The following is a 12770-nucleotide window of genomic DNA, read 5'->3' on the forward strand; positions in this document are numbered from 1 at the left end:
GCCAAATCCAGGGCACGGGGCTATCGCACCCACAAGAATTTTATTAACATGGCTTACCTCGTACTGGGTAAGCTGGATCTCAAGCTACCCACTTAAAACAGCGAGGAACCACAATACTTCCCCAGCTTGGGTAGACTCCACGGCAGCAAGACGATCAGGCCAAGGGTACATTGAGCGGGTTGCATAATAGAACAGCCCCGTAGCCACGACACCAGAGCTGACAGCAATCAGCGCAGCAAGGCCAACCTGCTGCAACGGGGGCCAGCCGTACTCAGTCTGCCCCCAAATACCCAAAACACACCAAAATGGCAGACTGCCGATGGTCATCCCCAGCATGCGGTCCATGGAACCCACAGCCGGATCTATTCTGCTGATAATCATCCGATTACCCAAGGGATAGGCAAAACAGGCCAGCAGTACCGGTAGAGCAATAAACAAGCTATCATGAAAAGTCGTTGTCATGAGATGATCCCACAAAATCAATAGCACCCCAAACAGCATTGCCAGTGATATGACAAAAGAACGCCAGGGAAAGCGTCTTGGACATGTTTCCGAATCGTGATTCCGACTGATCAATCCATCCAAGAGCATTCCGGCAAGAATCGTAATTTGCCATAATCCCGCAACTAACCAAGCTGGCCCATAAAAAGCGGCTAAGGTCAAAGGTGCATAAAAAAGACCAAAACCCACCGTTCCCCAAAGCATCCAAAGTATGGGGCGCTTTTTCAGTGAATCCAGCAACGGTCGCTTATTTTTTACAAACAGGAATATAACCAAAAGAATGGGCAGTGTGATCAAATAACGTAGGGAAGCAGACCATTGCCAACTGTAACCAGCGTTGTCCAGAGCTTTATTCAGTACAAAGGTCACACTGAAAAATAAGGATGAAAGTAATCCCGCGCTGATCGCCAGAGAAAATGAATGCTTGAATTTTTTATCAAACACTTTCCACCCTTTTACCCGTTGATATTATTAACTCTTTTTATCAGACGCAATGCATCATTGTGTCTCATGGGCCGGACTGGTCTAGTCCTCAACCCATTGATTGAACCGGACCAGCCTGCTGCCTGGTCCGGGCCCTTATGAGGCAAAATCAGAAACCGTTCATTTTGTGCTGGCTCAAGACAGCTCCAGGCGGCGCTCGATGCGGTCTAAGCGTTCAATCAGACGATCCACGCGCACACTGATGGTGGCTGTGTTCTCTTTGTTATGGGCAATGTCCCGGCGCACACTCGCAACACTGACCTCCAAGGAACCTAAACGGGTCACGACTTCTTCCAGCTTGCGCTTGATACGATCTTGCCCGACCTGAAAGCGTTTAATGAATAGCATGAATAAAGCTTCAACCAACCTCACGCAGCAAAAAACTCGGATCAGGCAAGCAAAGCGCCGCACCTGCCTGAGTCAATCGTTGGGTATCATGAACGCCGCAAAGTACCCCTAAAGGCAGCACTCCTGCAGCTACGGCCATTTCCATATCATGGACGGTATCTCCGACCATGACGGCGGCTTCGGGGGGCAACGCGTAATGATCCAGGAGCTGTTCGAGCATCAGGGGATCGGGCTTGGAACGGGTTTCGTCCGCACAACGACTGGCACTGATGCGTGCCGCCAGGTGCGGGTTTTCGTTCAGCACCTTGTCCAGACCACGGCGCGCCTTGCCCGTTGCCACGGCAATTTCAAAACCGGCATCCGCCAGGGCAATGACCGTCTGTTCCACGCCAGGAAAAAGTGGCATATCGACTGCCGGGGTGGCAAAAAAGCAATTCCGGTACCCCTCCAGAATGCGGGAACGCAAGTTTTCGTCCGCATCGGGGGCGAGAACCGCCAGCGCATCACCAAGGCCTAAGCCAATAATTTCCTTATATTGCTCTTCACCGCGATCGGCCAGTCCGGCATAAGCGAATGCATGGGCGAGGCATCGGCAAATAGTGGGAATGCTGTCCATCAAAGTGCCGTCCCAGTCGAAAATAATCAGACGGCGATCCTGCAGCACGGGATTCATGATTTGGACTCCTGACGTAATTGCTGAAGTAATCCTTCCAGCTCTGCAGGCAACGGGGCCTGGATATGCATGGGCTGCTGATCACGAGGATGCGTAAAACGAATGCTGACCGCGTGCAGGAACAGGCGGCGCAAACCCAGACTGCGCATGCGCTGATTGAAAGCCGCGTCGCCATATTTTTCATCACCCGCCACCGGGTGTTCTATGGCCTGTAGATGTACCCGGATCTGGTGGGTACGCCCGGTATCCAGATCGGCCTGCAATAAAGCCGCACCTGGGAAATGCTCCAGCAACGTAAACCGCGTATGTGCGGGTTTGCCCTCGACCGGATCCACCCGCACCATGCGTTCTCCCGATTGCAGGGTGTTTTTGCGCAAGGCCAGGCGCACAGAGCGCGTTTTGTCTTTCCAGTCACCCAGGGTCAGGGCCAGATATTGTTTTTCCATCTGCCCCTGGCGCAAGGCCTCATGCAGCGCCCGCAATGCCGAGCGCTTTTTGCTGAGCACCAGACAACCGGAAGTGTCGCGATCCAGGCGATGCACCAGTTCCAGTTCGCGGGCTTCAGGCCGCAGTTGGCGCAGGGCTTCAATAATGCCCCAGCTCAAACCGGAACCGCCATGAACTGCGAGGCCACTGGGTTTGTTCAGTACCAGGACATGGCTGTCTTCAAAAAGAACCGCCGATTCCAGTTGTCCGCGCAGATGGGCAGGAAGAATGGCCGGATCACTCGGCTCAGCAACGCGCACCGGCGGCAGGCGCAGCACATCGCCAACAGCAATGTGGTAATGCGGCCGCGCCCGGCCTTTATTGACCCGCACTTCGCCACTACGCAGAATTTTGTAGATGTGGGAACGGGGTACGCCTTTCATAACCCGCAGGAGGAAATTGTCGAGACGCTGGCCCGCATCCGCATCGGTCACCAGCCACTGTCGCACTCCGTTTTCCGCCATATTTTCACCGCCCCTGCATTTTTTCGTTTGCGATTCTATTCTTTTATGGCATATATTGCGACTGAGGACGCTGCGCTAACAAGGTGCGGCCCCCATTTTTAGCATCGAAGGGCAAGCCTTTCGGTCCCAATTACAAACGCTGCGCTCCCCGGCCTGCTTTTATTGAGCATGCGGGTTGAGCGCCGGAGAAAGAAGAACTTATGAAAAGGATGTTGATTAACGCTACCCATGCAGAGGAGTTGCGGGTGGCTTTGGTAGATGGTCAAAAACTCCTCGACCTGGATATTGAACGCGCCTACAAGGAACAAAAAAAGAGCAACATCTACAAGGGCAGAATCACCCGCGTAGAGCCCAGTCTGGAGGCGGCTTTTGTTGATTATGGGGCCGAACGTCACGGCTTTCTGCCGCTCAAGGAAATTGCCCGGGAATACTTCCAGCAACAGGAATCCGGCCAGGGCCGCAAGCGTATTCAAGAGCTGATTCGCGAAGGTCAGGAAGTCATTGTTCAGGTGGACAAGGAAGAGCGCTCCAGCAAGGGTGCCGCCCTCACCACCTTTGTCAGTCTGGCTGGTCGCTATCTGGTCCTGATGCCCAATAATCCCAGGGCGGGCGGCGTTTCCCGACGCATTGAGGGCGATGATCGCACCCAGATTCGTCAGCACCTTCAACTTCTCGACATTCCCGAAAATATGGGTGTTATTGCCCGTACTGCTGGCATTGGTCAAGAACTTGAGGCGCTGCATCGTGATCTCGAATACCTGAAACAAATCTGGCAGGCCATTGTCGATACGGCCGCACCCCGTGCCGCCCCTTTTCTGATTTACCAGGAAGGGAATGTGGTCGTGCGGGCCCTGCGCGATCACTTTTCGGAAGATTTTGGTGAAGTCCTCATTGATGAGGAAGGCGCCTATAACGCTGCCGTGCAGTTTATGGGCGCCATGATGCCGAAAATGGTGCACCGCCTGAAACATTACGATAATGACGTGCCCCTCTTCAGCCGCTATCAAATTGAACAGCAGATTGAATCGGCATTCAGTCGGGAAGTGCGGCTGGAGTCGGGCGGGGCCATTGTCATTGATCATACCGAGGCGCTGGTTGCCGTGGACGTCAATTCCGGCCGTTCCACCAAGGGTCAGGATATTGCCGAAACCGCTTTCCGCACCAATCTGGAAGCGGCGGAAGAAATCGCCCGGCAAATCCGTCTGCGGGATCTGGGTGGCCTGATTGTGGTGGACTTCATTGATATGGAGTCTCCTAAACATCAACGTGAAGTGGAAGGCAAGCTCAAGGAAGCCCTCAAGCTGGATCGGGCGCGGGTACAGCTCGGCCGTATTTCCCGCTTTGGTTTGATGGAAATGTCCCGGCAGCGGCTGGGAGCCAGCCTGGAAGAAGCTTCTACGGAACCCTGCCCGCGTTGTAATGGTACGGGCCAGATTCGCGGCTGTGAGGCGACCAGCATGCATGTGCTGCGCTTACTGCAGGAAGAATGCATGAAACCCGGTCCTGCTGAAGTGCAGTGTGAAGTACCGGTGGATGTGGCCGTTTATCTGCTCAACGAGAAACGTCTGCCGATTCTCGAACTTGAGGCAAAAACAGAAACCCGCATTGTCATCATTCCCAAGCCGGAGCTGGTAACCCCGCACTACAACATTGAGCGCACCCGCATGGAGGCGAGCGCCACGCGGACTTTGCCACAAAACCTGAACAATGCTTTACCCGCACGTCCCAGCCGCCCTGGTACCGAATCTGCGGCGCTCAGTCCGCTGACTGCGCCACCACCGCCCGACGTTCTTCCCCCGCTCCGCACTCCGGCGCCAGCAGCCAAAAGCAAAAATACTGGCAGCAGCAACAAGGCTGCCGCGCCCGAAGAGGGGATTCTCGCCCGTCTGGTACGCGCTTTGGTATCGCGTTATGTCCCGGTGGACGCAGCTACCTTTCTGGCAGAAAGTAATGGCGGTGAAACGCCGCCTGCTCCTGAAGAGGAAATAGTCGAAGAAAATTCCGGCGAAGAAAACCGGGGCCGCCGTCGGCGGCGCGGAGGTCGGCGGGCCAGAGCCCGGCGTTCGACCCAGGGTAATCCAGGAGAGAACGAAAACGCTCAGGAAATGGAGGCCGGGGAAACCACACCGGAAACCACTCATGCAGCGCCTAAAGCAGCAGCCAAAACGCCGGCAAAGCCTGAACAGCCGGCGCCGCGTGAACTGCTGATCTATCCCGGGCCGGTTCCTGCCACGGACGACTGGCATCAAATGCTGGTAGCCACTCCGGTGAGCACAGCAGTGCTTAGTGAGAGTCTCGCTACCGAGCCTGCTGGCATTGCAGCTGCCGAGGAAGCGCCAGCGGAAGCTCATGAAGAAACCCGGGCGGAAACATTGGAAGCAGTGGAGATACAGCCTGATTCAGCCCCTGAAACCACGAGCTCCATAACAGAGTCCGTCCAGTCCTCTGATTCTGAAGCAGCAGAGCTCTCTGCAGAGCCAGTGACTGCGCTGGCGGAACCTTCTGCCACCGGGAGCTCCTCATCAGCAGCGACGGTAACCAGTCCTGAAGACTGGCATTTGCCGCTGTTTACTGAAACGGCAGCAACAGCGGCTGTTTCAGTAGGGGACGTTGCAGAAAGTGTTGAAGACCCCGGTCAGCAGTCCCTGCCACTTAACGACGATTAATTCGTAAAGCGGCTACTGCTCGGCAATTCAGGCTCCCTGCCGTCGCCAACTGGTGCCGGCAGGGCCATCTTCCAGAATAATCCCTGCAGCAGCCAATTCCGCACGAATGGCATCTGCACCCGCGAAATCTTTTTTCTGGCGGGCGGCAAGGCGGGCCGCTATGCGCTCTTCAATCCAGGCATTATCGCTTTCATTGGAACCCCGGAAATAGCTTTCCGGGTCTTCCTGCAATATTCCCAGCATGGCTGCCAGTTCGCGCAGGAGGGTAGCCAAGGGTGCGGCAACTTCGCTTTGCTCATCTCGCAAGCGATTGATTTCCCGGGCAAAATCAAAAAGGGTGGCGAGCGCCGCCGGAGTATGGAAGTCATCACTCATGGCGTTATGAAAGCGCTCCCGCCATTCACTGCCCAATTCGGGCACAATTTGGCGCGCTGGCATGCCGCGCAGCGCCGTGTATAGGCGCGTCAATCCGGCACGGGCCTGCTCCAATCCTTCTTCACTATAATGCAAGGGACTGCGATATTGGCTGGAAAGAATAAAAAAGCGCAGTACTTCGCCTGAAAAAAGAGGCAGAAGCTCGCGCACCGTTAAAAAATTATTCAAGGACTTGGACATTTTTTCGTCATTGATGCGCACAAAGCCGTTATGCATCCAGTAGTGGGCGAAGGCGCACCCTGCCCCCTGGGATTGGGCAATTTCATTTTCATGGTGCGGAAACTGCAAATCGGCGCCGCCACCATGAATGTCAAAAGTGCAGCCCAAGGCATCTGCAGACATGGCCGAACACTCTATATGCCAGCCGGGCCGACCTTCACCCCAGGGTGAAGACCAGGAGGGTTCATCGGGCTTGGCCGCTTTCCAGAGGGCAAAATCCAGGGGATCGCGTTTATCCTCGCCCAACTCCACGCGCGCACCCGAATTGAGTTCATCTATGGATTTACCCGAAAGCTTGCCATAGTCAGGGAAACTGCGCACGGCGTAATACACATCGCCGTTGGCAGCTGCATAGGCATGTCCCCGTTCAATCAACTCGGCAATCATGTTTTGCATGGCGCCTACATGCTCCGTAGCACGCGGCTCCAGGTCCGGTTTCTGGCAGAGCAAGGCGGCTTCATCGACGTGCATGGCCTCAATGAAACGCGCGGTCAGCGCCTGAATAGACTCGCCCTGCTCCAGCGCACGACGGATAATCTTGTCGTCAATATCGGTAATATTACGAACATAGGTCACTTTCATGCCCCGTGCCCGCATATAACGCACCACCGTATCAAAAGTGACCATGACCCGGGCGTGACCCAGATGACAGTAGTCATAGACTGTCATGCCACAAACATAAATACCCACCTGCCCCGGCGTTGCCGGTTCCAGAATGGTCTTGTCACGCTGCAGGGTGTCGTAAAGAGTAATAGATGGCAGGGATGGCGACATTACTTTCTCACTTCAGATAATACGCTGGCGGCAGTAAGCAGGCGCTGTTGCGCGCGCTCCATACCGATTAAAGGCAGGAGGGCTGCCAGTTCGGGACCATGACTGCGTCCTGTCAAGGCTGCCCGCAGGGGCATAAACAAAGATTTTCCTTTTAATCCGCTTTCCTGCTGCAGGGTTTTGGTCCAAATCCGGTAATCTCCGGCTGACTGCTGGAGGAGCATCGCAGCCAAAGGCCAGAATTCCGCAGGCGTTTCCGCAAGGGCGGCAAGTGCTGCGTCCTCTTTTTCCAAGGCAGCGAATGCCTCATCGGCGAAACAACGTATTAGCCAATCCACGGCGTCTTCGGGAAACAGCACGTTGGCGCGCACTGCGGCGACAAACTGTGTTTGCAGATTTTCATCTTCACTAACAGCCTTCAACATTTTTTCCAATAAACGATTTTCAATATTGGATGAATTGGCAGCGAGCAGCCACTCCCAGAGCTGTGCGTCGCTCAACGCCTGCAGAGCCAGACGCTGCCAATGCTGAAGCTGAACGTCATCAAAATGCCCCGGCGCACGACTTATTTTTTCCACCGAAAAGCCCGCAGCCAGCGTCTGATCATCCAGCAAGTCATTTTCCGCATAATGATGACCGAGACGGGCCAGATAATTGCGCGCAGCCTCCGGTCGATAACCCTGAATTTGCAAATCACGCAAACTGGCCGCGCCGTGACGTTTGGATAAAGGCTGACCATCACTACCCAGCAGAAGGGGCAGATGGGCATATTCGGGAACGGGCAAATCCAACGCCTGCAAAATCAGAATCTGACGCGGGGTATTGCTGAGATGATCCTCTCCGCGCAACACCAGATTCACCCCCATCAGGGCGTCATCCAGCGCATTGGCGAAGAAAAAGGCCGGACTGCCATCACTGCGGCGAATGACAAAATCACCCAGATCAGCCAGGGCATAGCTGCGCTCACCCCAGACCCGGTCGGGTACGGTCAACATTCCCGAGTCGGGTACCCGATAGCGCAACACCGGCTGAATACCCCTGACTTCAAGATCGCGGCGCTGCTCCACACTCAGATGCCGGCACCGTCCGCCATAGCGCGGTGCCTTGCCGGAGGCCCGTTGCACCGCCCGTTCTGCGGCCAGATCCTCGGCACTGCAATAGCAGGGGTAGGCCTGCCCCGCTAACAGTAGAGTTTCGTAGTATTGATGATAAATATCCAGGCGTTCCATCTGCCGGTAAGGACCCACCGGGCCGCCTATTTCGGGGCCTTCATCCCAGTTCAGACCCAGCCAGCGCAGGTCTTCCAGCAGGGCTTTTTCATACATTTGCGGTGAGCGGGACTGGTCCGTATCTTCCAGCCGCAGAACAAAACGGCCCGCAACAGCCCGTGCTGCCAACCAGGCAAACAAGGCGGTGCGGGCGTTTCCCAGATGAAGATAGCCGGTGGGGCTAGGGGCGAAGCGACTCTTTAGATTCATGGTGGTATAGTATTGCGCCATAAGCCGTCTCGCAATGACAAAACGGCAACAGGATACTTGGTAAAAGGCAGTCTCCTCTCTCTTTTGCCAAGCATTCAGGAAATGGAAGAAATAGCATGGCTCAAACTGGCAGCCCCCGTGCGCGTGGCAAGGCACCCAAACGTCCTCGTTATGGACGCTGGATTTTGTTGATCATCGCGCTGATCATCATCAATATTTTCATTGGGATCAGCATTTATGTGTATCGCATCTGGGAAACCCTGCCGCCCGTTCATGAGCTGAAAGAATGGCATCCCGATGAACCTCTGCGGATTTATGCGGCGGACGGGTCGTTGCTCCAGGAAGTCGGTCCGCAAATGCGCTATGCCCTGCCGATTGACCAGATTCCGGTCAAATTGCAGGAATCTTTCATATCTGCAGAGAACGCCCGTTTTTACAGTAATAATCCACTGTACTATCCGGTCAGCTATCCGGGCATCATACGTGCGGCGCTGGTCGACCTGATCCATATGTCTCCTGTACAGGGGGCCAGCACCATCCCCGAGCAGGTTGCCCGTAATTTTTACCTTACACCACAAAAAACCATCACCCGTAAAATTGCGGAAATTTTACTGGCTTACAAACTGGCGGACCACTTCAGTCACAAACAGATACTGGAACTGTATCTCAATAAAATTTATCTGGGTCAGGGGGCCTACGGCGTTCAGGCTGCCGCCCGCACGTATTACGGCAAGAGTGTCGAACAACTGACATTGGGGGAAATGGCCACCATTGCCGGACTCCCGCCAGCACCCTCGGTACTGAATCCAGTCATGAATCCGGATCTTGCCAAAAAACGCCGCGCTTATGTTCTGAAACGTCTGGTAAATCGCGGTTATATTACCAGGGCTGAAGCCGCCAAGGCCAATGCTGAACCTGTTCTATCCCGTTTCCATGCCCAGGCTTCGGATAGTGCTCCTTACGTCACCGACTGGATCGCAAGCTGGCTGACCCAGCAATTTGGCAGTGATTTCACCTATCGCTCAGGACTCAAGGTCTACACCAGCATCATTCCCAAAGACCAGATTGCCGCCAACGAAGCCGTAGCCGTAGGACTGGAAAACTACGATATGGGACTTTCCAGCATGGACCCGAAAATCTATCGTGGGCCTGTTGCCCGTTTGAGTGGCGATGCCCTGCAAACGGCCCTTACCGGAAAGCGTCCCGATGCCCTCCCGCCTCATGACCCGGCCAACCTGAAATGGGGGGTAGTCATCACTGCCAATAGCAAAACGGCTACGGTTTCACTGGAGGGCAAGAAAAACATCAACATGACCCTGCGTGATGTGCGCTGGGCCCGTCTGCGTTTCAACAGTCCCCTGCCCAGTCAGGTCGATAGTGTTTTACATAGTGGCGACCTGATCTGGCTGCGTCCCTACGTTCATGCGATGACCGCTGGTGCCGGGCAGGAATGGGGTGCCAATGTCTGGTCTTCCGCTGGAAAGGATCCGGGATGGCAGCTTACCCAGATTCCAAAGGTACAGGGCGCGCTGGTCAGTCTCGATAGCCGCAACGGCGCTATTCACGCGATGGTGGGCGGGTTCAGCTACGAACTCAGCCACTTCAATCGTGCGGTATTTGCCTATCGGCAACCCGGCTCAGGCTTCAAACCTTTTGTCTATGCAGCAGCCATGGATGCACCGGCACTGCTAGCATCCGGTCAAAGCACTTACATGACGCCCCAGACCCCCATACCGGATACCCCTCTGTCCATCACCCTGCCCGATGGGCAGGTTTATGCGCCGACCAACTACAGCAAGCAGTTCTCGAACACGCCCATACCGGTATGGTCCAATCTGGCGTACTCCCACAACGTGCCCAGTGTCCGCATTTTGATGGATATTGGCATACCTTACGCCGCCCAGTATGTGCAGCGCTTTGGATTTCCTGCCAAGCAGGTTCCAGAGGTACCTTCCATGGTCCTGGGTGCCGGAGATTACAGCCCGCTGCAAATGGCCAGAGCCTATTCGGTATTTTCCAGCGGTGGTTTTCTACCCCACCCTTATCTTATTACCAAAATCGTCAATGGTCGGGGAACCCAGATTTCCTTGCTGAACTGCCCCATGGGTTATGCTCCCCCACCCCAACAGACAGCCATACCGCCAGGCGTCGCCTATTTGATGACGCAAATGATGCAGCAGGTCATTAAAATTGGTACGGGTGTGGCAGCGCAAAGCCTCGGACGTAATGATATTGCCGGCAAAACCGGTACCACCAACAATGAAAACAACGCCTGGTTCAATGGGTTCAGTCCACGCATGACCACCAGCGTCTGGGTGGGTTATGACGACAACCATACCATGGGACGCTGGGCAGCCGGGGCACGTGAAGCATTGCCGATCTGGATTCACTTCATGCGTACCGCTATGGCGGGATATCCGGCGACGGGCTTTTTCCGTCCTCCTTCGGTCACCGGGCCCACTATCAGTGGCGGCAGCAACGTCATTGGTGTCAGTGATTATCTGGCGGGTTACCCCCCCATTGCGCCCACTTCTTCCACGGCTTCAACCAGTAGCGGTGCAGGAACGGATACGGGGAGTAAATTGATGGATACCATCAAGAACCTTTTCTGAGGAACGCCGCTTGCAGCAGACGATAATTTATCTGCTGGTTAGCGGCTTGGTTTATCTACTCTATGGGGCTACAGGATGACCATTACGATTGTCTGGTTGCGCCGGGATCTTCGTCTCGCTGATCATCCGGCCTTGTGGGAAGCCTCCCAGGAGGGGGTAGTCATACCGCTGTATATTCTTGATGCGGATGAGCAGGCTGGCACTGCCGAGCTCTGGTGGCGGCATCATAGTCTGCAACAATTACAGGAATCTCTTGCCCGGTATGGTTTGCCTTTAATACTCAGACGCGGGAAGCCTCTGCAGATTTTGCAGGAAATCATTGCTGAAACTTCGGCGCGAGCGGTTTTCTGGAATCGCCGCTATGATCCTGCTGGAATAGCTCAGGATACCGCCATCAAGGCCGAGTTGCGCAGCCAGGGTATTGCTGTGCGCTCTTTTACGGGTGATTGCCTGGTTGAACCCTGGCTGCATCATCATGACGAGAAACCTTATAAGGTTTTTACACCTTTCTGGAAAAGCCTCCTGGCTCGCTTCAGCATTGCACCAGCATTACCAGAACCCGATTTTTCGGCTTTACCGCATCAACTGACCCAAGACCTGGTAACTGAAACTCTGGCAGAGTGGCATCTGCTTCCACAAAAGCCCAATTGGGCTAAACGCTTTTCGGAATTCTGGGCCCCCGGTGAAACCGGCGCCAAAAACAGACTTCAGCAATTTTTGGATGAATCACTGGTGAACTACAGTGAGGGGCGGAATTTTCCTGCCCAAAATTCCGTATCCCGACTTTCTCCGCACCTGAGTCATGGTGAAATCAGTCCTCGTCAGATATGGCAGGAAACGCGTTTTCACTTGCGTCAACATCCTGAGCTTACGGATGAAGGGGAGCATTTTTTGCGGGAACTGGGCTGGCGCGAGTTTTCCTGGCATTTACTGTTTCATTTTCCGCAGTTGCCGGATACCCCACTGCGTCCGGAATTTGCCGATTTTCCTTGGCAAAAAGATACGCTTTTGCTGGAACGTTGGCAGTCTGGACAAACGGGTTATCCGATTGTCGATGCAGGTATGCGCGAACTTTGGCAGAGTGGCTGGATGCATAATCGGGTCCGGATGATTTGCGCAAGCTTTCTTATCAAGGACCTTCTGGTTTCCTGGCAAGACGGAGAAGCCTGGTTTTGGGATACCCTGGTAGATGCGGATCTGGCTAATAACAGCGCCTCCTGGCAATGGGTTGCCGGTTCGGGCGCAGATGCAGCTCCCTATTTCCGGATTTTCAACCCGGTATTACAGGGAGAAAAATTTGATCCCGAAGGAAAATATCTGCGCCGTTGGATTCCGGAATTATCCGCTCTGCCCGATCGCTTTATTCACCAGCCCTGGGCGGCAGATCAGGACCTTCTTAAAAAGGCAGGGGTGGTTCTGGGAGGCAATTATCCTAAACGGCTGATTGATCATCATGAAGCCAGACAGCAGGCCCTGGATATTTTCGAGAAACTGAAGAAAAATAATCTGGCAAAATCTTATAATTTATAATCCAATAAAAATATAAAACCGTATTAATATAATTAACCGGAAAACCATCCAAAAAGTTTTTAGTTGAACTTTTGAGATTATCTACTACTCTCAATAAGGAGACA

The 12770-nt window shown here is 54.3% G+C and carries 9 protein-coding genes; 3 read left to right on the forward strand and 6 right to left on the reverse strand.

Translation table 11 applies throughout. The features are described from left to right. Positions 1-84: 84 nt before the first annotated feature. The 4 genes from H7F08_RS09305 to rluC form a co-directional block, all read right to left on the reverse strand. Entirely contained in the window at positions 85-945 is an 861-nt protein-coding gene (locus tag H7F08_RS09305; protein ID WP_193640396.1) for a multidrug resistance efflux transporter family protein, read from the reverse strand. 174 nt (positions 946-1119) lie between these two features. Next, a complete protein-coding gene (locus H7F08_RS09310; protein ID WP_035211420.1) occupies positions 1120-1332 on the reverse strand; it encodes a hypothetical protein in 213 nt (70 codons plus the stop codon). A 10-nt stretch (positions 1333-1342) separates the two neighbouring features. Then, positions 1343-2005: an HAD family hydrolase gene (locus H7F08_RS09315; RefSeq protein WP_031575276.1), complete on the reverse strand. Its 663-nt coding sequence runs from the start codon at positions 2003-2005 to the stop codon at positions 1343-1345. Next, positions 2002-2955 (reverse strand): 23S rRNA pseudouridine(955/2504/2580) synthase RluC, encoded by a 954-nt coding sequence (rluC, locus tag H7F08_RS09320; protein ID WP_193640397.1) that lies wholly within the window; start codon positions 2953-2955, stop codon positions 2002-2004. The genes H7F08_RS09315 and rluC overlap by 4 nt, the downstream gene beginning before the upstream one ends. A gap of 200 nt (positions 2956-3155) precedes the next feature. Between rluC and H7F08_RS09325 the strand changes: the two genes are divergently transcribed. Next, positions 3156-5621 (forward strand): Rne/Rng family ribonuclease, encoded by a 2466-nt coding sequence (locus tag H7F08_RS09325; protein WP_226842687.1) that lies wholly within the window; start codon positions 3156-3158, stop codon positions 5619-5621. Between the two features lie 27 nt (positions 5622-5648). Here H7F08_RS09325 and cysS read toward each other — a convergent pair whose 3' ends face one another. After that, on the reverse strand, positions 5649-7049 hold the full coding sequence (cysS, locus tag H7F08_RS09330) for a cysteine--tRNA ligase (protein ID WP_193640398.1): 1401 nt from the start codon (positions 7047-7049) through the stop codon (positions 5649-5651). Further along, entirely contained in the window at positions 7049-8545 is a 1497-nt protein-coding gene (gene gltX, locus H7F08_RS09335; RefSeq protein ID WP_193640399.1) for a glutamate--tRNA ligase, read from the reverse strand. The genes cysS and gltX overlap by 1 nt, the downstream gene beginning before the upstream one ends. Before the next feature lie 95 nt (positions 8546-8640). On the opposite strand from gltX, the gene H7F08_RS09340 reads away from it, so the two are divergent. Then, a complete protein-coding gene (locus tag H7F08_RS09340) occupies positions 8641-11136 on the forward strand; it encodes a penicillin-binding protein 1A (protein ID WP_193640400.1) in 2496 nt (831 codons plus the stop codon). 75 nt (positions 11137-11211) lie between these two features. Next, positions 11212-12666, forward strand: coding sequence for a cryptochrome/photolyase family protein (locus H7F08_RS09345; protein ID WP_193640401.1), 1455 nt, complete (start codon positions 11212-11214; stop codon positions 12664-12666). Positions 12667-12770: the final 104 nt, after the last annotated feature.

It is taken from the genome of Acidithiobacillus sp. HP-11 (genome assembly GCF_015100075.1).
In the GTDB taxonomy this organism is placed as follows: domain Bacteria; phylum Pseudomonadota; class Gammaproteobacteria; order Acidithiobacillales; family Acidithiobacillaceae; genus Acidithiobacillus; species Acidithiobacillus thiooxidans.

Coding starts and splice junctions, on each gene's coding strand:
- H7F08_RS09310 (WP_035211420.1), bottom strand. CDS start 1,332: ATGCTATTCATTAAACGCTTTCAGGTCGGGCAAGATCGTATCAAGCGC.
- H7F08_RS09315 (WP_031575276.1), bottom strand. CDS start 2,005: ATGAATCCCGTGCTGCAGGATCGCCGTCTGATTATTTTCGACTGGGAC.
- rluC (WP_193640397.1), bottom strand. CDS start 2,955: ATGGCGGAAAACGGAGTGCGACAGTGGCTGGTGACCGATGCGGATGCG.
- H7F08_RS09325 (WP_226842687.1), top strand. CDS start 3,156: ATGAAAAGGATGTTGATTAACGCTACCCATGCAGAGGAGTTGCGGGTG.
- cysS (WP_193640398.1), bottom strand. CDS start 7,049: ATGTCGCCATCCCTGCCATCTATTACTCTTTACGACACCCTGCAGCGT.
- gltX (WP_193640399.1), bottom strand. CDS start 8,545: ATGGCGCAATACTATACCACCATGAATCTAAAGAGTCGCTTCGCCCCT.
- H7F08_RS09340 (WP_193640400.1), top strand. CDS start 8,641: ATGGCTCAAACTGGCAGCCCCCGTGCGCGTGGCAAGGCACCCAAACGT.
- H7F08_RS09345 (WP_193640401.1), top strand. CDS start 11,212: ATGACCATTACGATTGTCTGGTTGCGCCGGGATCTTCGTCTCGCTGAT.